This window comes from Calothrix sp. NIES-3974 (assembly GCF_002368395.1).
Taxonomy (GTDB): Bacteria; Cyanobacteriota; Cyanobacteriia; order Cyanobacteriales; family Nostocaceae; genus NIES-3974.
This window is the reverse complement of the sequence record NZ_AP018254.1, coordinates 2,912,544-2,933,743: the sequence shown is the minus strand read 5'-3', so window position 1 is coordinate 2,933,743 and position 21,200 is coordinate 2,912,544. Positions and strand designations below refer to the sequence as shown.

24 protein-coding genes and 1 riboswitch are annotated in these 21,200 nt (G+C 40.1%); of the genes, 8 read left to right on the top strand and 16 right to left on the bottom strand.

Annotated features, from left to right (window positions below; all coding sequences use genetic code 11):
* Positions 1-327 precede the first annotated feature (327 nt).
* From CDC37_RS11680 to CDC37_RS11665, 4 genes are all read right to left on the bottom strand, one after another.
* Positions 328-930 carry a hypothetical protein gene (locus CDC37_RS11680; RefSeq protein WP_096622088.1) on the bottom strand — a complete coding sequence of 201 codons (603 nt, stop codon included), beginning with the start codon at positions 928-930 and terminating at the stop codon, positions 328-330.
* 145 nt (positions 931-1,075) lie between these two features.
* Entirely contained in the window at positions 1,076-1,717 is a 642-nt protein-coding gene (locus CDC37_RS24235; RefSeq protein ID WP_197707004.1) for an IS630 family transposase, read from the bottom strand.
* Entirely contained in the window at positions 1,630-2,022 is a 393-nt protein-coding gene (locus tag CDC37_RS24910; protein WP_096620491.1) for a helix-turn-helix domain-containing protein, read from the bottom strand. The genes CDC37_RS24235 and CDC37_RS24910 overlap by 88 nt, the downstream gene beginning before the upstream one ends.
* A gap of 369 nt (positions 2,023-2,391) precedes the next feature.
* A complete protein-coding gene (locus CDC37_RS11665; protein ID WP_096622086.1) occupies positions 2,392-2,886 on the bottom strand; it encodes a hypothetical protein in 495 nt (164 codons plus the stop codon).
* Between the two features lie 137 nt (positions 2,887-3,023).
* On the opposite strand from CDC37_RS11665, the gene CDC37_RS11660 reads away from it, so the two are divergent.
* From CDC37_RS11660 to CDC37_RS24905, 5 genes are all read left to right on the top strand, one after another.
* Entirely contained in the window at positions 3,024-3,605 is a 582-nt protein-coding gene (locus CDC37_RS11660) for a Uma2 family endonuclease (protein ID WP_096622085.1), read from the top strand.
* Positions 3,606-3,716: 111 nt separating this feature from the next.
* A complete protein-coding gene (locus CDC37_RS11655) occupies positions 3,717-3,998 on the top strand; it encodes a hypothetical protein (protein WP_096626115.1) in 282 nt (93 codons plus the stop codon).
* A 191-nt stretch (positions 3,999-4,189) separates the two neighbouring features.
* Positions 4,190-5,479: a glucose-1-phosphate adenylyltransferase gene (locus CDC37_RS11650; RefSeq protein ID WP_096622083.1), complete on the top strand. Its 1,290-nt coding sequence runs from the start codon at positions 4,190-4,192 to the stop codon at positions 5,477-5,479.
* A 207-nt stretch (positions 5,480-5,686) separates the two neighbouring features.
* The gene (locus CDC37_RS11645; protein ID WP_096622082.1) at positions 5,687-6,157 is read left to right on the top strand and encodes an AAA family ATPase; all 471 of its coding nucleotides are present in this window, start codon (positions 5,687-5,689) and stop codon (positions 6,155-6,157) included.
* 255 nt (positions 6,158-6,412) lie between these two features.
* Positions 6,413-6,676 carry a GNAT family N-acetyltransferase gene (locus CDC37_RS24905; RefSeq protein ID WP_197707079.1) on the top strand — a complete coding sequence of 88 codons (264 nt, stop codon included), beginning with the start codon at positions 6,413-6,415 and terminating at the stop codon, positions 6,674-6,676.
* Between the two features lie 652 nt (positions 6,677-7,328).
* Here CDC37_RS24905 and CDC37_RS11635 read toward each other — a convergent pair.
* From CDC37_RS11635 to CDC37_RS11605, 7 genes are all read right to left on the bottom strand, one after another.
* Positions 7,329-7,691, bottom strand: a complete 363-nt coding sequence (locus CDC37_RS11635; RefSeq protein ID WP_157780723.1) for a hypothetical protein — start codon at positions 7,689-7,691, stop codon at positions 7,329-7,331.
* Positions 7,692-7,864: 173 nt separating this feature from the next.
* Entirely contained in the window at positions 7,865-8,152 is a 288-nt protein-coding gene (locus CDC37_RS11630; RefSeq protein ID WP_157780722.1) for a hypothetical protein, read from the bottom strand.
* Between the two features lie 209 nt (positions 8,153-8,361).
* Complete coding sequence (locus tag CDC37_RS11625; protein WP_096622077.1) at positions 8,362-8,712, bottom strand: hypothetical protein; 351 nt, start codon at positions 8,710-8,712, stop codon at positions 8,362-8,364.
* A 122-nt stretch (positions 8,713-8,834) separates the two neighbouring features.
* Positions 8,835-9,179, bottom strand: a complete 345-nt coding sequence (locus CDC37_RS11620; protein ID WP_096622076.1) for a hypothetical protein — start codon at positions 9,177-9,179, stop codon at positions 8,835-8,837.
* An 89-nt stretch (positions 9,180-9,268) separates the two neighbouring features.
* On the bottom strand, positions 9,269-9,604 hold the full coding sequence (locus tag CDC37_RS11615; RefSeq protein ID WP_096622074.1) for a hypothetical protein: 336 nt from the start codon (positions 9,602-9,604) through the stop codon (positions 9,269-9,271).
* 89 nt (positions 9,605-9,693) lie between these two features.
* Positions 9,694-10,029: a hypothetical protein gene (locus CDC37_RS11610; protein ID WP_096622073.1), complete on the bottom strand. Its 336-nt coding sequence runs from the start codon at positions 10,027-10,029 to the stop codon at positions 9,694-9,696.
* Between the two features lie 166 nt (positions 10,030-10,195).
* Entirely contained in the window at positions 10,196-10,546 is a 351-nt protein-coding gene (locus CDC37_RS11605) for a hypothetical protein (RefSeq protein ID WP_096622071.1), read from the bottom strand.
* Between the two features lie 411 nt (positions 10,547-10,957).
* Here CDC37_RS11605 and CDC37_RS11600 point away from each other — a divergent pair, with 411 nt between their 5' ends.
* On the top strand, positions 10,958-11,320 hold the full coding sequence (locus CDC37_RS11600; RefSeq protein ID WP_096622069.1) for a helix-turn-helix transcriptional regulator: 363 nt from the start codon (positions 10,958-10,960) through the stop codon (positions 11,318-11,320).
* Positions 11,321-11,331: 11 nt separating this feature from the next.
* Here CDC37_RS11600 and CDC37_RS11595 read toward each other — a convergent pair whose 3' ends face one another.
* Positions 11,332-12,543, bottom strand: coding sequence for a response regulator (locus CDC37_RS11595; RefSeq protein ID WP_096622068.1), 1,212 nt, complete (start codon positions 12,541-12,543; stop codon positions 11,332-11,334).
* A 1,043-nt stretch (positions 12,544-13,586) separates the two neighbouring features.
* Between CDC37_RS11595 and rnhA the strand changes: the two genes are divergently transcribed.
* The gene (gene rnhA, locus CDC37_RS11590) at positions 13,587-14,537 is read left to right on the top strand and encodes a ribonuclease HI (RefSeq protein ID WP_096622066.1); all 951 of its coding nucleotides are present in this window, start codon (positions 13,587-13,589) and stop codon (positions 14,535-14,537) included.
* A gap of 276 nt (positions 14,538-14,813) precedes the next feature.
* Here the strand turns inward: rnhA and cruG are convergent, their stop codons facing one another.
* The 3 genes from cruG to CDC37_RS11575 all read right to left on the bottom strand — a co-directional run bounded on the left by cruG (position 14,814) and on the right by CDC37_RS11575 (position 18,031).
* Positions 14,814-15,995: a 2'-O-glycosyltransferase CruG gene (gene cruG, locus CDC37_RS11585; RefSeq protein WP_096622065.1), complete on the bottom strand. Its 1,182-nt coding sequence runs from the start codon at positions 15,993-15,995 to the stop codon at positions 14,814-14,816.
* Positions 15,996-16,385: 390 nt separating this feature from the next.
* Entirely contained in the window at positions 16,386-17,102 is a 717-nt protein-coding gene (locus CDC37_RS11580; protein WP_096626113.1) for an ABC transporter ATP-binding protein, read from the bottom strand.
* Between the two features lie 143 nt (positions 17,103-17,245).
* On the bottom strand, positions 17,246-18,031 hold the full coding sequence (locus tag CDC37_RS11575) for an ABC transporter ATP-binding protein (protein WP_096622063.1): 786 nt from the start codon (positions 18,029-18,031) through the stop codon (positions 17,246-17,248).
* Between the two features lie 493 nt (positions 18,032-18,524).
* Positions 18,525-18,616: riboswitch (Fluoride riboswitch) on the top strand.
* Positions 18,617-18,699: 83 nt separating this feature from the next.
* On the opposite strand from CDC37_RS11575, the gene CDC37_RS11570 reads away from it, so the two are divergent.
* Entirely contained in the window at positions 18,700-20,334 is a 1,635-nt protein-coding gene (locus tag CDC37_RS11570) for a cation:proton antiporter (protein WP_096622061.1), read from the top strand.
* Here the strand turns inward: CDC37_RS11570 and CDC37_RS11565 are convergent.
* Positions 20,300-21,184, bottom strand: coding sequence for a prenyltransferase/squalene oxidase repeat-containing protein (locus CDC37_RS11565; protein ID WP_096622060.1), 885 nt, complete (start codon positions 21,182-21,184; stop codon positions 20,300-20,302). The two genes, CDC37_RS11570 and CDC37_RS11565, sit on opposite strands and share 35 nt — an antisense overlap.
* Positions 21,185-21,200: the final 16 nt, after the last annotated feature.

Sequence of the window (21,200 nt, the reverse complement as noted above, 5' to 3'; positions counted from 1 at the left end):
TTACTAGATAAAACCACAATGTAACCAATCATTCGGCGAAAAGCCTTACCCCCGTACAGACGCGATATATCGTGTCTCTCCCTAGTACAGACGCGATATATCGCGTCTCTTATGGGACTAGAAGTCCATATTGGGATTATAAAAATAATATTCCATAATATTTGATTTTGATGCACTACTATACTTTACTTTGCACGCTGATATTCCGATTTCAATTATGAAAAATATCGGTTTTGGCTGTACCCTACGGGATGAATTCACCGATAACCGATAACAGTTAACAACCCGACATGCGCGTAAAGTATAGTTTGTGCAGAGGAAGCTGATTCAACTTTGACTATTTAAGCGGATTGCCAACTCATTTAACAGTGCTGCTAAGGTGGAACGGTCTGTTTTTTGGTGACGTAAATCCTTCGATTCCCGTTCTAACAAGGCAATAATTTCCTCGTATTTTTGCTGAATAGTGTCTTGTAAAGTTTTTGACTGATTAAACAACTGTTCCCGTAATTCCCGTTGACTGCGATTTGCAAACTCTTCTACCTGAGAAATTTTATCATCTAAACCGGATTTGAGGGTTTTGGTTTCCTCACGCAACAATTGGACAGAGCGATCGCGATCGCTGTATTCATTTTTGATTTGGGTGGTTAGGGATTCGACTTCCTGTTTGAGGTAATTTTCCAAGGAATCTAACCGACTACGGGTTTCATCTCGTAAGCTTGCACATTCTTTGGCTAACTTCTCTTCTAAGCGGGTAAACCTGTGATCAAAATCACGGACTTGATTGCCAAATAAAATATCCCTCACCTTATCGAGACTATTCATCTCGCTAGCAATTGGTTTTACCGTCGAATTATGATTGTTCGCTTCGCTGAAAGAATGGGAATTAGAGTTATTTTCCTGGTTGTGATTTTCGGTTTCGGTTGGATTCATTTTTTTTACCTCTTTTTATCATGGCTAATCGAGGGATTACTTCCCGTTTTCAAGATAGTTATTATCTGGGAGATAGATGCAAGTCAAAGGGTATCAAATAAATCTTGACTTTCACAAAGTACTAATTATACAGCAGATTCGAGGTTTATGAGGTACAGTAGCAACAATTAGTAAACCAATTTTTTAGATGCTTTGGATCAACTAATGTCAGTGCAATTTTAATTAAACCATCAACTACAGATGCACTTTTAGGAGAAAACTGTTTTAAGAACGCTTTTAATTGTGACCACCAATGTTCAATTGGATTAAATTCAGGGGAATAAGGAGATAGATAAAGAACACTTGCTCCTACAGATTCAATCAAAGGCTTAATCTCTTCGACTTTATGTGCTGGCAGATTATCCATTACAACGACTGCACCAACCCATAATTGTGGAAGTAAAAAATGCTCTACAAAAACTTTATAAGCTTCTCCATTCATTGAGCCATTTAAAGTCATCACAGCTAAGACTTTTTTGAAGCTAATTCCTCCAATTACACTTATTTTTGCACCTCGGTAATATGGTTTAAAATCATAAGCTCTACTCCCGCGATCGCTTCGAGCATGAGTTCTAGTCAAACCAAGCAAAACACCCATTTCGTCTATAAACACAAGGTTTTCTGGGTCTATGTGTTTTACTTTCTCCCAATATTCTAATCTCAGTTTTTGGACTCTTTCTGTTTTCGCTTGGCTGCTACGTAAAGTCTTTTTTTTCGAGTTAATTCTTGTTTTTGCAATGCACAACACATCACACTTGCACACACCCAAATGTTATATTTTTCTCCAAAATACTCGCAATATTCCAATAAAGTTAAATCCGGGTAACTTTGAACCATTTCTGCTAATTCGCCACCGTAATCATCTAGCTTACCCTTCATTGCTCCACCTTGCTTTTTGGGTTCTAGATGCCCTTCCAATCTTTTTTGCCTGATTAGCTTCTGCACATAGCTTTTTGCTATACCAAACTGCACAGCTACTCCTCGAATTGATGTATCACCCTTTTCGTAAGCACTTACTATTTTTTCTCGTAAATCGATTGAGTAGGGTTTCATTTTAATTTTTGATGCACTAATAACAAGTGTACCTCATTTACCTCGAAAGTGCTGTACTTTTGAAGAAATTAATATTTATTAATTATAGAATTCATTTTGACACTCCCCTATTCTAAGCACCTTTTACGAAAATGATACAGCCCATCAAGTAAATTCGTAATTTTTTTCTTGGCTGTAACATTTAATTTGTAACATCTGTGTCTGCCTATCTCTAATGGGATTGACACACAGGTTGATTTATTGTAATCGAGCTAACACTGTCATTGACAATATTTTTATCTTTACTATGGAGACTCTGCTGGAAACAAAAATACTAAAATCACAGAAGATTATTATATGATGAAATTCTCGCTCCAGACCCAAAAATTTTCATTCAGATGTAAATAGCTCTTCATCACGCAGTTTAATTAACTCCTGCTGGGAAATACCTAAAATTTTAGCTAAGGATGGAATCAAACTATCATCAATGCCGTCACCCGCGTAGAGATTACCTAAATCAACACTAGAAAGTTTAAAGCTCTGACAAAACCCAGCAAAATCCTTGTCATTCAGGTTTAATTCTAACTGTCTTTGTTGTAAACGTAAAATAATTCGTTGGGTTCCCGGTTGGGGATGTAAACAACTTTGAATATATTTAGCTACGACTTGCTCAACTTGTTGTAAATCCCCTCCCGATTGACGTACCAAATCCGTACAAGCTTTAGTAAGAGCTTGATTCAGGGTAGTTTCCGCGTGTAAATAACTCATCAATCGATCGGCATAATCTTGTCGCAAAAATCCGGCGATCGCCCCTTTATAATAAACGGGTAGGTAGTTATCGTGAATCCCGATTTGCCAATCGATTCCCTGATGATTGATTGCCATAGCTACACAAAAAGTCCCTGAACTGTATTAAATCGCTTGATTTTTGCTCAATTACGGTTATGGCACAATCAAAACTGCGATCGCAAGCGCATTTACTAGGAAGTAAACATTATTTTTAGTTGAGTTGAAGTTTCGTTATGATCGCTAATCCCCAGTCTTCATACATGAGTCCCCAAGAATACCTAGAATGGGAAAAAACCCAAGAAATCCGTCACGAATACATTGACGGAGAAGTATTCGCAATGACCGGGGGAACCAAACCCCACAACCGCATTGCTTTTAACTTCGGTACGGAGTTGGATGATTATTTAGCGGAGAAAGGCTGTGAATTGTATATTTCCGATGTCAAAGTCCAAGTATCCCCCTCTGGACCCTACTATTATCCCGATGTCGTCGTCACCTGCGACCCCAGAGACAAGGAATCCATCGATATGGTACAGTACCCGTGCTTAATCGTGGAAGTCCTTTCCCCCTCCACCGAAGCCTTTGACCGGGGGAAAAAATTTACTCGCTACCGTCAATCCAGTAGTTTACAAGAATATGTTTTAATTGAATCCGAGCAAATCGGTGTGGAATGTTTCCGTCGCAACGAAGAAGGTTTATGGGTTTTACATACCTATGGAGAAGAGGATAATTTAATTTTGGAGAGCGTGGGAATGACGATTCCCGTTTCTAAATTGTATCGACAAGTTAAATTGGATGTAAAAGCAAAAAATTAAACCTTTCCTCCTTGTGAACTAGAACCACAGAGCGAAGCTAGGTGACAGAAAATTTGCTAACTTGATCGGATAATGAGTTTATATTCCGAGTGGATTTACCTTGGCAAATTTATGAATTATCAAAAACTTGATCCTTCCCTACTAATGGCACTGAATCAAGTTGAGGAACCTAACCTTCCCCAGCTAGTAGTGTTTATCCATACCCAACAACCATTGGAAGCCTCTGCGTTAGATATGTTAGCAAATCTCGGCATCAGTGATAATACTAGCCAAAAAGATGTATTTACGGCAACCTTATCAACAGTGTCCCTATCCCAGTTAACTGAACAAAGTTGGGTGAAATACGTTAAATTGTCCCAAAAATTACACCTACGCAATTCTCCATTCTCCTAGCTTTAGTATTTTTACTAAATATAAATGTATCAAAAACACAAATATTTTCTTCAATAATGATACAAGTGTTATATTTAACACATTAAATTGCATTAAAACTTAACCAAACACATTTATCGATCCCCCTTACCAGTAGGTACAGAGCATCCTAAACTGTAGGTGGAGTTGAAAGGCAGTCGGGAGAAACTCAAGTGAAAAACGTATTATCAATAATTCTTGGTGGTGGTGCAGGAACACGCCTTTATCCACTGACAAAATTGCGTGCAAAACCAGCAGTTCCAGTTGCGGGGAAATATCGCTTAATAGATATCCCTGTGAGTAACTGTATTAATTCCGAAATTTATAAAATCTATATCCTGACACAGTTCAACTCAGCATCTTTGAATCGTCACATTGCTAGAACCTATAGTTTTGATGGTTTTAGTGAAGGATTTGTGGAGGTGCTTGCAGCGCAACAAACCCCGGAAAGTCCGAGTTGGTTCCAAGGGACTGCGGATGCGGTGCGGAAGTATCTATGGCTGTTAGAGGAATGGAATGTTGATGAATACCTGATTTTATCCGGAGACCATTTGTATCGGATGGATTATCGGGATTTTGTCAAGCGTCATCGGGAGACAGGTGCGGATATTACCCTGTCGGTAATTCCCATCGATGAACGTCGTGCATCGGATTTTGGCTTAATGAAAATTGATGATTCAGGTCGAATCATTAAATTTAGTGAAAAACCCAAGGGTGATGCATTGCGGGAAATGCAGGTAGATACCACTGTTTTGGGTTTGACTCCAGAACAAGCGAAAATGCAGCCTTATATTGCTTCAATGGGGATTTACGTTTTCAAAAAAGAAGTTTTGATTAAGTTGTTGCGGGAATCCCTGGAACGTACTGATTTTGGTAAGGAAATTATTCCCGATGCATCTAAGGAATATCGGGTTCAAGCCTACCTGTTTAATGGTTATTGGGAGGACATTGGAACAATTGAATCCTTTTACAATGCTAATTTAGCTCTGACTCAACAACCCCAACCCCCCTTTAGTTTCTACGACGAACAAGCACCCATTTATACCCGTCCTCGGTATTTACCACCTAGTAAATTACTAGATTGTCAAATTACCCAATCGATTATTGGCGAAGGTTGTATCCTGAAAAATTGCCGGATTGAGCATTCTGTTTTAGGAGTGCGATCGCGGATTGAATCAGGAGCGATGATCGAAGATTCCCTATTGATGGGTGCGGATTATTACCAAGCATCGGCGGAACGTCAATGTAGTTTGGAAAGGGGGGAAGTTCCCGTGGGAATTGGAACGGATACGATTATTCGTCGAGCGATTGTGGATAAAAATGCTCGCATTGGTCACGATGTGAAAATCATCAATAAGGATAATGTTCAAGATGCGGATCGGGAATCCCAGGGATTTTATATTCGCAACGGAATTGTTGTCGTCTTGAAAAATGCTCTCATTCCTGACGGGACGATTATTTAATTGCTTTGCTCACCAGGATTAAGCAAGTGATTCTGTGTTTTTGTGTAAAGGATTGAGGTGAAGCTAATTTGGATTTTGGATAACTTTTTCAATACCGATCAAGAGCGATAAATTAAAAAGAGGATAGGATGCTAAAAATATTCTGACTTTTTTATTTTTGCTAATCGCTGATTGATTTGAAAAACGGAGAAAAATCCAAAATCGAAAATGCCTAATCCTTTATACAGCTTTTTAATCGGCATTCCGGGAAGTGGAAAATCAACCTTTGCCAGAAAATTAGCCGCAGCCAATCCCCACAGTTACGTCATTTCTACCGATGCAATTCGAGCCAAATTATACGGAGATGAAGCAATTCAAGGTGACTGGTCAGCAATTTGGTCTGAAGTCAAATATCAATTTGAGTTTGCTTATCAGCAAAAAAAATCAGTTATCTATGATGCTACAAATTTCCATCCCCTCTACCGTCAAGAATTGATTACCACTGTCCGTGAAATTGGTTTTTCATCGATTACAGCTATTTGGCTCAAAACTCCTATTTGGCTGTGTTTAGCACGCAATAAAAAACGTCAGCGCCAAGTTCCGGAAGCAGTAATTTTGAGTATGTATCGTCATCTTCGGGATACACCACCCCAGACAAAAGAGGGTTTTGATGATTTGATTTGTGTACAAGAATTTTAGAGACAGGAGAAAGGAGACAGAAAATAGGGTGTTGATCAATTTGGGCATGAATTATAACTATTTACATTCTGTATTAGAACCAAAATCATTGTAGTAGCAATGCTACGTCTGTCATACAAAAAGTACTCCCAACTCACTTTTTACATAATGATTCGTAGCTATCAACTACAGGATCGACCATACCTAGTGAAATTCATGGCACTGCTTCAGCAAGTAGAGTCCAGTTGACATCAAAATCGATCTGTTCCTGGGGAAATCGCAGATGGACACTTTCGATATCTGGAGAATATTACGCGATCGCAAACTGGTAAAATATTTGTAGCTCGATATTCTGGGGAAATAGTCGGTTTTCTAGTTTGTTTCGTCGAACAGTTAGATCAGGAAGATTTGCATGTAGTCGAATCAGAGCGAAAATATGGCTATATCAGTGACCTCTATGTTTCCCCATCCATCCGCAAACAAGGAGTCGGTATTGTATTGATGCAAGCTGCGGAAAGTATTTTCGCAATTTCGGCTTGAAAGTGATTCGTGTTAGTGTACTGACAAATAATCATCCTGCTACTAACTTTTATACACAAGTTGGCTATCAACTCTAGGAAATTGTGTATGAAAAATATCTTTATATAACGTGAATTCGACGAATTATAAACGCTACAATCCCTGTGAATCAATGATTTTGAAAGTTAAAGTTTAAAGTAACCTCATCCATTAGTTGAGAACAAAGTCAATAACTGACTGATTCCAGGTTTAATGATTTTATTCTCAACATCATACTTGGAGGTTTTTAAAAACTTCTATTTTCTACGAATGTTACTGGACAGGAGTTTCAGGCTTTATAAATCATCGAACTCACGTTTATATATATAAAAAAATCCCCTGAATCGGGGATAGTAATGTGTTGCAAGATGTATTTTCCAGCCGTAAAAATTAAATACCCTATCCCTTACTGTTTTCCTTCGGGAGTTGATGCATTTTGGTGAGCAGGGAAAGCAGGGAAATCAAAATTTTTCTCAAATGGTAGTAGAATGATTTTTAAAAGTTGTCAATCAAGACTTTGTGAATCATTGTCTTGGTTACAGCAAAATTTGTTGTTCTAGACTACTCCCAATTCCCCACTCCCTACTCCCAAAAAAAAGAAGTTAAGTATTAAAAATAACTTTTCAAACAATCTCTAAGGAAGTGCAGGAACATCAACTTGGACAGGAACCTGGATTTGAATATTAGGACCTTTGACACCCGTTGGGTTTTGTCCAGGACCTAATATTTGGGTGCTATTACGAACTTGATCGGCATTCCCTGAACCTACATAGGTTTGAGTACCTGTGTGTACTGATGTATTATTGTAGCAATCGGGATCAATGTGTTGATTGCTATTGTTGACTTGGTTGGCTTTGCGATCGCGACTGTGAACGGCGATTTGGTTACTGACATCAAGGGTCATGCACACAGCTTTTGCTGCGGGTGTCAAACTAGGAATAAAACTTGATACTGCTGAAACTGAGAATAAACCAATTAGTAACCGTGAAAAATTCATTATTTATATTCTCCTAGTGGTGAAGTGCAAAATCGAGGTAAAGCAGAAGTGGAGATAGGTGTGTACTTAATGATTCGTAATACCCGCTACGCAGGAAGCAAGCTACATAATTCCTAGTTTAAGGAGGAACAGTAATTCAAAATATCTTCCTGTCTCCCGTCTCCTGCATTTTCTTAATTACAAATTCGTGTCACGGACGATGTGGAAACCGTATTTCTACCAATACGAGTGGTGCGACTGTAGCTGTTACTGCGACAGCGATGGGGGGTGTAAACACGGATACGTTCTCGATAATGGAAACGTCGGGGTTGGGTGGTGCGAATATTAACACCGCCTTCGCTACCAAGGGACATTTGTACATTAGGGGTTTGAATATTCAGTTGATTCGCCGATGCAATACCGGTGGGTATTGCTATCATTGATGCGATCGCAAATAAAATAAAAGATTGTTTAGCAGGCATAGCTGTATCCCTCTCTTGATAGAATGGTTGATTGGCAAAAGCACCCATCAAAACCCGTAAACCGTGTCTACTGGGAAATAAAGTGAGTAGTGAGTAGGAATGAACTTACTTTTTACTCCTAAAAACCAATTTCAAAAATGATTGTGACAGAAAAGCCAATATTTCACAGTCTAAAATCTAAATTGGTATAACACCCCGTTCTCCCTGCTTTAGTAACAATATTGAGCGCGTAGTGCATCTATTTGTGCTTGGGTGGTTGCTTGGGAACCACTGATATTCACACTATTACCATGACCAGCGACAAATGCTCCCTGGTTCAGATTTTGCTCAGAACTTTGGGATTGGGAACCGGAATAACCATAGTGACAGAAGGGATAGTTCCCTTTTTTGCTTTGGTATTGATTGGTGGTTTGGGTACCGTTGATATTTACCGAGTTTCCAGAACCCTGGATGACGCTAGTTTGATTCATGTTTTGCGAAGAACTTTGTCCAGCAAAAGCAACTCCAGGAGTTATAATTAGGGAGGCTGCTAAAAAGCAAAAGGTGTAAATCTTTTTCATTTTTGTAGACCAATAAAGTTGTGTGTTGAACAGGTTAAGGGTTGATTTCTCAACTGGTTTAACCTGTTTTTTGTTTGTAAATTTGACTAGTGTCGATTGTTAAATATATGCCTAGTAGTTGCTTAGAAACCGTAGTAGTAGGGTGAGCAACCAGCGTTTTGATATTGACCATTACTAGTATTGGCCGCAACCCCATTCGCATTCCCGATACCTACATTTCCAGTGGCAATTCCAGTTCCCGCAACGTTACCTTGAATTTGGTTTCCTGTTGCACACCAGGGACTACCATATTGGTATTGACCTTGATTGCTGTTAGTATTCGAGATAACACCATTTACGTTACCAACACCCGCGTTACCAGCAGAAATATTAGTATTGGAAACATTACCTTGAACTTGGTCTGCTAAAGCTGCGGGAGCCATTGCCATTGCTGCTAAAATACCGAGAGCAAAAGATTTCTTCAACATTGTCTATACCTCAATTGATTTTGGATTTTGGATTAATTTGAGTGTTTGGGAAATCGGAAAAATCCCGACTCCCAATTCCCTATTCCCTCTTAAAAAGGAAATGCGCAACTAGCTACTTGGGTTTGTCCGTTGCTTGTGTTAGCGTTTACACCAGAAACGTTACCGAAACCAACGTTACCTGCTGCAACTCCAGTTCCCGCAACGTTACCTTGAATTTGGTTGCTGGATGCACAGAAGGGACTCTTATACTGGGATTGGTACTGGTCAGATGTTGTGTTAGATACAACACCATTCACATTCCCGACACCACTGTTAACTGTGGAAATTTGGGTGTTGGAAACATTACCTTGAATCTGGTCAGCAAAAGCTGCGGGAGCCATTGCCATTACCGCTAAAACACTGAACGCAAAAGATTTCTTCAACATTTTCTATACCTCAATTGATTTTGGATTTTGGATTAATTTGAGTGTTTGGGAAATCGGAAAAATCCCGACTCCCAATTCCCTATTCCCTCTTAAAAAGGAAATGCGCAACTAGCTACTTGGGTTTGTCCGTTGCTTGTGTTAGCGTTTACACCAGAAACGTTACCGAAACCAATGTTACCTGCTGCAATTCCAGTTCCTGCAACGTTCCCTTGCACTTGATTCCCTGATGCACAGAAGGGGTTGTTATATTTGTCTTGGTATTGTCCTGAATTGGTGTTAGATACTACTCCATTCACGTTGCCAACACCGTTGTTACCTGTTGTGATTTGGGTGCTGGATTGATTTCCTTGCACTTGATCGGCTAATGCTGCGGGAGCTATTGCCATTGCTGCTAAAATACCGATTGCAAAAGACTTCTTAAACATTGTTGTAGACCTCATTAGTGTGTGATTTAAGTAAATTTGCTGTTAACAGAGGTGTAAAAGCTGAATTCTTTTTTTACTTTTGCAACCCCTGAATTATTCAACCAAAGATATTGGGTGTAATTCCGCAAAAAAAATGCATGTCTGCTGAATTTTTGCAGTCACGCGCTTAGTAGGGGAAATAGGGGAACCCACAACCCGCATTTTGAACTTGGCTGGTATGGGAACCAGTAGCGACTCCAGTGACGTTGAAATGACCAACGTTAGCAGTTGCGACACCGGTGTTGGTGCTAGAACCTTGAATCTGGTTTCCAGAAGCACACCAGGGATTACCATATTTATTTTGGATTTGGGTGGTGCTGGAGTCAGAAGTCACACCAGTAACATTACCATTACCCACATTCACGGTGGAAATATTGGTGTTGGTGACGCTACCTTGAACTTGGTCTTGAGCAAAAGCCGCAGTTGGTGCAATCATCATTCCCGCAGCTACTAAGCCAAAAAATGTTTTTTTCAGCATCTTTGATAAACCTCGTTAGTTGTGTGTTGTTAGGTTAGTTAGTTAATTCAAACCAGAGAGCAAACACCCGATAACCCATTAGTCATATAATCTTGCGATCGCTGACGACCCGATCTTTGAGTTTGTTTTCGGTGTTTTCCAACAATGGGAACTACATTTTCTGTTTTTACCATTCCGGATTTATCTCTAAATTAGGCGAAAATATAAAACTTACGCTTTAACTGCCCTCCGTGAGATGCTTCCGTAGATTCACTTCCGTAAATCCACCTGCATCTCTATACTTAAAAGTTTTAACCAAAGTTATTTGGTGTGTCAAGCCCTTTGGGAAAAAAATTGGGCGTAATTTTTTTTTGGTGTTACGATTGACCACATATCATAGAACTAGAAAGAATCAAAAATAGAAGTGCTGCTGTGAAAAGGAAAGCAAAGCCACGGATTGCCATTTTGCGTGAACAAGCGGGTTTAACCCAGTTGGAGCTATCGCGTTTGGTTGGCGTGACTGAGAGTACAATTCAAAATTGGGAAAGTGGTAGAACTGGAATTGACCATATCCAGCGTATTATTAAGTTTTGTCAAGCTCTGGGTTGTAGAGTCGAGGATTTAATTGAATACGTAAGCGAAGAGGAATTAGTTCCAGAAGTACCCAAAAAACCGCGTACCTTGAAAGAAGTGCAAAGTTTACTCGGGACCGACGATCGATCGATAGAAGTTCCGAGTTCCAACCAGCAAGAGCGGGGGATGGATAAAATTGGAGTTGAAGGGAGCAGGGAGTAGTGTAACGTTTCTTAAACTGCGGCTTTGACGGAGACGGTGGTTTGGACTTGGGTTTTTACGGATTGATTGGGGAGATGTTTATCAATCATGGCTAGGACTTTATCACCGATAATGGGTTTAGTCATAAAATCGGTTGATCCGACAGCTTTAGCTCTAACTCGGTCAAATAATCCGTCGCTACTAGTGAGGATAATCACTGGGATATTGGCGAAACTGGATATGCGTCGTATTTGGGAGCAGATTTCATAGCCGTTGATCACTGGCATAATCAAATCCAAAAAGATCAAATCAGGTTTATTTTGGATGAGGGTGGGTAAGGCTTGGATTGGATCGGAAATTTTGATGAATCGCATTCCGTTGCTGACGATAATCCGTTCCATGAGGTGGCAAATTTGGGGACTATCGTCAATACAAGCAATTAATCGACTGCTGGAGGGGACTGGTGGTGCAACATTAACTGGTGTAGTTTCTGAACTTGTTGCTGCTGGTGACAGGTCAGGAATGGGAGTTAGTTCGATTAAACCTTTGAGGATATGCGATCGCAGGGAAGCAGTAATTTTAACTACCTCCTGCTTCATTTGTACACTTAGGTCTCGTAAACTATTTTGTCCATTAATAAATTTGGCTAAATTTTGATACACTCCAGAACTAACGACCCGTTGAAGTTCATTCGGTTGACGAATTATGGGTGCGGAATCAGGACAAAATGATTCTAAACCAGCAGAATACCAAGCTTGCCATTCTGAATCTGTACGGCGAATAAAAGCCTTCGTGCTGGTAAATGTAATTGGTAAATCTAAAGAGATTTGCGGGTTCCTAATGTAATTAATTTTTTCTTGATTACGATTAGCTATTTGAATCACATCAAATAATAATTCTTGAATCACACTATCAGCGATTGATTCCAACTGTTTGGGTTCAATTAAGCCTTTTTTAAAACAGTTAACTAACAGTTGAAAATCCCAATGACTCAAAGGGGAAGGAAGGTTTTTGATGGGGATTTTAGCAAAGGGAATTTGGGAAGGGTGGGTAGTTAATTGACGGCGTAATCTGCGGTATGGATGCATTCCACCTGTAGCCCATGTAATGCGACCTAAGCGATAATAAAACCTCCACTGTTGACCACTATCAGCATGAAATTCTAAGACACCCGTAAATTTATTTTGGGCACATTCATCCAACTCTTCAAAGATATAATGGATTTGCTCATGGGCAGAATACATGTGAACGCTCCCTGGCTCGAATAAATATGATTTATGATTATGGATTAGTGTGTTGAATAGTATTATTTAACGATATATTCAGAGAAATCTGATTTGAATCTTGAAATGACTTGCCTTGATAGGGAACAGAGGTATACCCGGATTTCTCACAAACTCCTAAAACTTTCAGTGAGTAGGGAGCGGGGAGTAGGGAGTAGTAGGAAAATTAACCCATTACTCAAGGCTTATCACTCCCTTGTGAGAAATGTAGGTATAGTTGGTTTTGGTTTAAAAACAAAATATGAATTCTATAGCCATCATGGGAAATGATATCCAGCTTCTTCTAGTCAGGTGATATTGAAGATGTATCTAACAACTATAATTCCCTGATTTATGAAAAAAACAATCATTTACCTGTCCAGAAAATCCTCCTTGAACTTGAATCAACAGGTGATGAGCGAAAATCACATCTTTGACCTGCATATTGAAGAATTTTAGAGGATTTTAGTCAGGATTGATATTTGTGAAAATGACTATATTCCCATAAATCATAACCTAACTCATAATCGCTATCAACCTGTAGAAAACACTGACCATTGAGAGAGAGACAAAAACACATATTCATTGCATCATATTGCCGAATTATGTCACGGAGTGAGCAGGGGATGGGGGGAAAGAAAATGTATCGAAATTTGGATGAAATGGTATTAGTCTGCGGCAAAACTGCGCGTACCTCCAGAGCAATCTCAAATCCATAGACACGTTGGCGAAAGCCATGCCTTTAGGCTAGCGGATTCCCGAAGGATAATCAAAAATCTAACATCCTCAAATCTTTGCAAGATGTGAATATTTTGGGTGATAGGATGAATTCCGGGTTAGTGTGGAAAACTGGTAAATGATTTAATTATACTTTCCACGTTCATAAATTGAGCTTTTCGTTTTAGACGGTTAATGCAGAGGTAGCATTGTGATGTATCTGCTATAACCTGTAAACTGCCAACAAAGCAAAAGGGAAATATATCAGCGTGCGAAGTATATCCATGACCTAATACATTGCGAATTTTATGGATGGACGCAAGATAGAAAGTATATATACCGATGGAGCATGTACGGGGAATCCGGGACCAGGGGGTTGGGGTGTAGTTGTATACCATGATGATGGCTCCGTCCATGAATTAGGGGATGCAGCCAAACAAACAACCAACAACCGGATGGAAATGCAAGCGGCGATCGCGGCTTTAGAATATTTACAAGCGTCCGGACAATCAGAACCAGTCACCCTCTACACCGACAGCGAATATTTAATTAACTGCGTCACTAAGTGGTTACGCGCTTGGAAAGCGAGAGGGTGGAAAAAAGCCGACGGAAAACCCGTACAAAACCAAGATTTACTGGAAATCCTCGACCATTTAAACTCATCCCAGCAAATTCGGTGGCGACATGTACGCGGTCATGCTGGTAATATTGGTAACGAACGTTGTGATGCGATCGCGCGCGGATTTGCTACTGGTAAGTTACCTAGTCTGCGGCAGGTTGGTGATACCAATTCCCACAGCACCGTGGTCACTACAGATTGGCCAAATGTAGCAAATATATCGGAATTTGCTGCCAACTCGACCATAATTAACAACAAGACCACCGAACACATATCAATTGCTACTGACACACCATCTCTACGAGAAACCTCGCGGAGCGCGTCTACAGCAGACACAAACATGATGGAGACCACTATTTCAACCAATCAGAATGATTATGTTTCCCGCGAAACCCGTGTATCCCAACTTCGTCACCTCGTGGAAACCCTACGCATGGCGGATGAAATTGCTGAAAAAGGATATTTAATTAGTAGTTCAGAATTAGCTGATTTAATGGATATCCACCCTAGTGCTGTTACTAGTCGGGGAGACCAATGGCGTTGGCGTAATTGGATTGTCTCTCGTGTCCGTCGCGAAGGCAATCAAATTCTCTGGGAATTAGAACGCGGTGATTCCCTCAAGGAAGAAGAAACGAATTAATTTTCAATTAGGGTCTGCGAAAAAAGTTTTTTAGTAAGGGTAGGGAACAGGGAGTCGGTAGAGACTACCCGTCAGGTCGTCTCTACAGGGAATAGTTTTAACTCAACAATTCCACTTTGTCATCTCTACGAGAAGCCGTGCTACGCGCGTCTCAGACTGCAAAAAATTATAGATGTAAGGTTTTTTGAACTCCATACCCCTATTTGCTTGCACTTTTGACGCGATCAGAGTTTTACTCTTTTTCCGCAAGCCCTAATTAATTCCTAATTTGAGATTTCATCCATAACTTCTTCCTCGCCAAGATTTCGGTGTACGGAGGGCAGAAATCATAATTCGTAACACAGCGAGGGGATCGGCTAGGGGAGAAAGCCAAAATAGCCAAGCAAATTGAGCTTGAGTACGGTCATAGGAAGGAGCGATCGCAAATAATAGGGCAAACCTAATTAATAACAAAAATCCGTTTAAACCCACTAACAAGTTAATCGGTAAATCGGCGGAGGGGAACCAAGGTAAATAAGTCAATAATAAGATTAGTGGTAATCCCTGTGTCGCAACTAATAGCCAAATATCTCCCCAGGTTTGTGTTCTTGAGGAAGCATCTTTTAAATCTAAACTTCTCCCCCATTCCCGCCAAGTTTCCCAAGCTCCATCATACATCCGAACTTTGAATACTTTTGCACCATCGAGAAAACCCACTTTAAATCCTGCACTGGCAATATTACGAGCCAATGTCACATCATCACAAAAGGAACCCTTGGCACTAGTATATCCACCCACTGCTTCTAGTACAGACCGTTTACACAAAAAACATTGACCATTAGCCATGACCCTTTCCGGTGTATCCGCATTAATCCCAGTCGGGTCAAACCGATATAATAAGGTCATCAATAAAGCTGGTTGTAACCAACATTCCCCCGGATACTTTAAAATAAATTGGGGAGATAGGGAAACCAAATCGTAACCTTGTTTTTGGGCTGTTTTCACTAATCCTGCAATCAATCCCGGTAAGGGTTGGGTATCCGCATCCATTCCCAAAAACCACCGACTCTGGGGAGATATGGACTTAAATCCATAATTTAAAGCCCAAGGTCTACCAACCCAACCTGTTGGTAAAGGGTCATCGGTTATCACCTGAAAACGGGGGTCATGGGATTGCATTTGTTTCACTAATTCCGGTGTCCCATCCTGGGAATTGCTATCAACGACAATTACCTCACGAACTTCATAACTCTGCTGACTTAAACCTTTTAATAGAGGTTTAATTCTAGCTGCTTCATTTAAGGTCGGGACAACCACACTCACACAACCTAAAATATCAACAGTTGCAGCTTGAGGTTGAATTGGTGGTTGACGACTTGGACCTTTAATTAGACGTGCAAGTAAAATCGCCACTGCGGGGAACTGTAAGCATACCAAACACAATGCAATACCACTGACAAAAATGTAAAAATCTTCCACTGAAAAAATCTAGATATTTGAATTATACGATTTGATGGTTGGAAACCATTACTGTTTTAATTTTAGGTTCTATAGCGCTGGGTTTGAAAATAGTTTTTTATTTTTTTGATTGCGGGAGCGGAAAAACTAGTACAGAAAGGTAAAAAGACAAAAAAGTACCAATGTATAAGATGTTCAATGAGCTGACTTTAAATAGTAGATTTATTCCTTGCATACTGTCCTAAAATACAATACGGTTCAGATAAGTGAATATTTTTCAGAAATTTATGGCGAAAAGCATTGTTACTAAGCATAATCTCTTTCCTGCTTGCTCCTTAACTAAACGGTCTTGTACAAGGATGTTCTCTAATTTTAATTTTTTATCTCCTCTATCCTGTATTCTCAATTTCATCAACCTAAATAAGCTTTTTTCACCCGTTCATCATTAATTAACTCAGAGGCTTTCCCCGTTAAAGTAATCGCACCAGCTTCTAAAATATATGCCCTATCAGCAATTTTTAAAGCTAAATTAGCATTTTGTTCTACCAATAAAATTGTCACACCAGTTGTCCGCAAATTTTCAATAATATTAAATATTTCTCTGACAATAGCGGGGGCTAAACCTAAACTCGGTTCATCCAACAATAATAACTGGGGACGACTCATTAAAGCACGAGCGATCGCTAACATTTGTTGTTCTCCACCACTAAGGGTTCCTGCTAATTGATAGCGACGTTCTGCTAAACGGGGAAAAATATTAAATTGATGGAGGATATCTTCCCGAACTAGTTGGCGATTCGTTTGGGTATAGGCTCCTAGCATGAGATTATCATATACCGTTTGTCGTGCTAGCACTCGCCGACCTTCGGGGGAATGGGCAATTCCTAATTTGACAATTTGGTGGGGTGAACGCTGAGTAATATTGCGTCCATTGTAAATAATATTACCACTGCGAGGTTTAATAATTTTGGAAATTGCCCTTAAGGTTGTGCTTTTACCTGCACCATTCGCTCCAACGAGGGTAATGACTTCGCCTTTTTCAATATATAAATTAATATTTTTCAGTGCCTGAATACCACCATAATTAACGGATAAATCTTGAATTTCTAGAATTTTATAAGCTGACATAAACCATCTTTTTATTTTGGATGTTTGATTACTCTTCGGTTGATCCGCACTACGTGCGTCTAGAGCTTTTGGATTATTAATGATGTTGGATTTTAGTATTAATAAACCGTTAACCGTTAACAAATTTCTCCTGTCTTACCAAATTATTCATTTCCCAGATAGGCTTCAATCACTGCGGGGTTGTTACGAACCTCTTCAGGAACACCGAGAGCAATGAGTTGGCCAAAATCGAGAACAGCAATGCGATCGCATAATCCCATCACTAATGGTACATGATGTTCAATTAAAATGATGGTTAAGTTAAATTTTTGACGGATTTCGCGGATAAATTCGCTTAATTCACTTTTTTCACTGGGATTCATCCCTGCTGCGGGTTCGTCTAATAATAGGATTTGTGGTTCTAGTGCTAAAGCACGAGCAATTTCTAAACGACGTTGCTCTCCATAGGATAAACTATTGGCAATTACTTCCGCACGTTGCTCTAAACCAACCATTTTTAATAGTTCCCATGCTTTTTCTGCATTACTTCTCTCTTGTCTCGATGCGGATGGAAATCCTAAAATTCCTGTGAATAAATTTGTTTGAATATGCAAATGTCGTCCAATTTTAATATTTTCTAAAACTGATAATTCACCAAATAACCGAATATTTTGAAATGTACGGGCTATACCTTTAAATGCTATTTGATGGGGTTGATTTTGAGTGATATTTTGACCTTGATAAATCAACTTGCCACTGGAAGCGGGAATTAAGCCTGTAATTAAGTTAAATAAAGTTGTTTTTCCGGCTCCGTTTGGACCAATTAAGCCAAATATTTCTCCTTTATTAACCCTAAAGGATACTTGATTGACCGCTATTAAACCTCCAAATCTACGTGTTAATTTCTCAATTTCTAAGATTGTACGATTACTTGAATGTGCATCTAGCATTTGATTTTTGATTTATTTCACAAAAATTATCTTCTCCATTAATTCATTTAGATTTTAAATTTTCAACCTCCCCCCTATTCAAATCCAGAGTGTATGATTCTCTCTATTCACACCATAAGGTTTGTCAATCTTAGTTATTTATACCATGTGTTCACCGATTGCGGATTTGAGTCAAATCCAACCCTGATCAATGCTTAAATTGAGAGTTGATGTCAGTCTGAGGATTACAGCCACAGGTCACACAACGCTGCTAGAGTTGATGCACGCTATTAGGATATCCTGCTGAATTATCGAAAGATTCAGGATAACAAGGACAAGATAAATTTCCACTTAAGCAGTCCTAACCGATTTGTGAAATCTTACATATAGGGTTGTTAACGGTTGACAGTTGACGGTTAACAGTCATCAGTCCACGGCACGCTATTTTTCACGACCGAAATCGGATTGCTGTAGATATTGCATGACTTTCCAATAAAACAGTTTACATGTAAAGTAATTACAAGGCGATGGAGCTCGCCACAACCGCCTTTTTTATTTTTACATACTCAATATTCGATAAAAAAGGCTAATGGCTCCTACTTTTCCGACTTGCTGCGGAATGGTAGGGCTATTGGTGTTCAACTTCCGTCAGCAAGTCACGCTTACCCATTTACTTTGAAAATTGCGTGATGTTAGAAAGCTTTATCCTGATCTTGCTGATTGGCTTTTTCGTGGGACAGATTGCCCGAAGGCTGAAAATCCCGGCCTTAGTAGGCATGGTTTTGACCGGAATTATACTGGGACCTCAAGTTGCTGACCTAATCAGCCCTAATGTACTAGCAGCATCTACACCTTTGCGAACGATCGCTGTCATGGTAATTTTGATGAAGGCAGGGTTAGGTTTAGACCGAGAGAAACTGGTACAACAAGGAACGGTAGCACTACGATTAGGATTTCTACCCGCGGCCTTTGAAGCTGTAGTAATTGCCCTGGCTGCTATGTGGATTTTAAATTTCGACTTTCCCACGGGGCTACTGCTGGGTTGTATCATTGGAGCAGAGTCGCCGGCAGTAATTGTACCGGGAATGCTGCGACTGAAAAGTTTGGGTTGGGGAGTTACTAAAGGTATACCCGATGCTATCCTTACTGGCAGCGCCTTGTCAGATGTGTTACTACTACTAGTATTTAGTCTGCTACTGAACTTTTTGGCACAAGGAGCAACTTCTGAGGTAAGATTACCCTTTGGTTTAACTTTGAGTGCAATTCAACTCTTGCCTCTGCAAATTATTAGCCAAATTGTTTTGGGAGTCGTCCTAGGTGTAGTAACAGCCAGGCTTTTAGTGTCTTTGTTGACCAAGCAGAACTGGACTCAAAATGCTGTGCAGGATAGTTTAGTTGCCGCGACTTTAGCGTTGTTGCTCGTAGTGCTGGCAGAAAAATTCCCCTTCTTCTCTGGGTATCTGGCAGTCATGGCGACAGGATTTTTCTTGATTGAGTTAGATGCTCCTTTAGCACGTCGGTTACGTTCTGGCTTCGATAGCCTGTGGACAATAGCAGAAATCGTTTTGTTTGTGTTGTTAGGGGCAAGTATTCAGTTACAAGTGTTAGAAAAAACCCTAGTTCCTGGATTAGTGATTTTAGGAATTGGGACGCTGATGGGACGGGCTATAGGATGGTATTTGTCTACATTAGGAAGTAACTGGAATCGCCGAGAGCGAATCTTTTTGCTACCAGGGAACTCTGCTAAAGCCACTGTGCAAGCGGCAATCGGCGCAATTCCCCTAGCACAAGGTATTCAGGGTGGAGAGACAATTTTAGCGATCGCCGCTTTATCCATCCTGGTGACTGCACCCTTGGGAGCTTGGGCAATTCCTACCTTTGCACCCAAATTGTTAGAGAAGGGTGAGGTCGATCCGACAAAAGTAGCGATCGCTCGGCGGATTGTTATACTAGCGGCGGTTGATACCTCACCTCTAGCTAGTCAGGTATTGACTAAAACTGCCGATCTTGCTCGTCGTAGTGATGCCGAAGTAATTGTATTGCATATCATTCGTACCAATGATTCTCAAGGAGTAGAGCATCTACAAGAAAAAACTCGACGACTTTTAGCAGACATCCGCCATCAATTCATTGCAATTCCAGGTTCAATTCCCGAAGAAATTATCCGTGTTGCTCAGGACTATCGAGTTGCTGAAATTGTTATGGGTAAGCGAGGACATCAGCTTTGGGATCAGGTTCTGGTTGGTTCTGTATCTCAAGCGGTGTTGGAATCGAGTTCAATTCCTGTCATTATAGTTGAGGATGATCGTATTGGTATGCTGTAAGCAAAATCTTCAAAGCAAGGTAGGTTGTCTCAATATCGGGTAAGGCGATTGGCATACGGGCAAAACCGCCTTTTCCCATTTGACACATCTGCACAAATTTAATTGCTGATTCCAGGTAAGGAATTTCCATCTTTAATAGATTACTAGCAAAGATGCCAGCGTAAACAATGTCCACACTTGTAGATAAACCATCGACTGTGTTAGTGAAACCAGTTTCTTTCACCTGAAGTTGTTCAATGAAGTGTCGAGTGTCATCTAATTGGGTCAAATCGTAATCCAATTCCTGGAGAACAGCTAAACTCCAATAGGTTTCCATTAAATTGGGTTTGATGCCAAAGCCACCCTCATTATTTAGTTGCAAAATATATTTAATAATGTGTTGCTTTTGGGGTAAATCTCCCCAAATCTTTTTTGTGCGGATTTGACGTACTAGCCATTTTTGAGTTATACCCATTTCCGTGGCATTGGTTTGTGCTGGTAATGGGATATCAAATTGCGCGATCGCTTGTTGCCACTGGTTCACTGAATCCTTGACACCGAGGCAATACAGGGTATAAAGGGGAAAATACAAATAATTGAAGGCTGCTTGTGAGATGCTACCTTGAGGCGAAATATCAAAGTTTTTCTGGACTTGATTCAGCAGAGAGTGCAGGTAATCCCATAGCTGGTGGCGATTAGGTGGTTCTAATCCTAAAGTTTGCAATGCGGCAACAGCAAAAAAAGTGTCACTAGCATTGGGTTCTTCTAGGTATTCCATTTTGTAAGCAAAGAAACCACCGTTAGCACACTGTTTGCTGTGTAAGTATGCTACAGCACTGGCGATCGCGGATTCGATTTGTAGTGTTTTCATCAGATTCGGAAGGTTT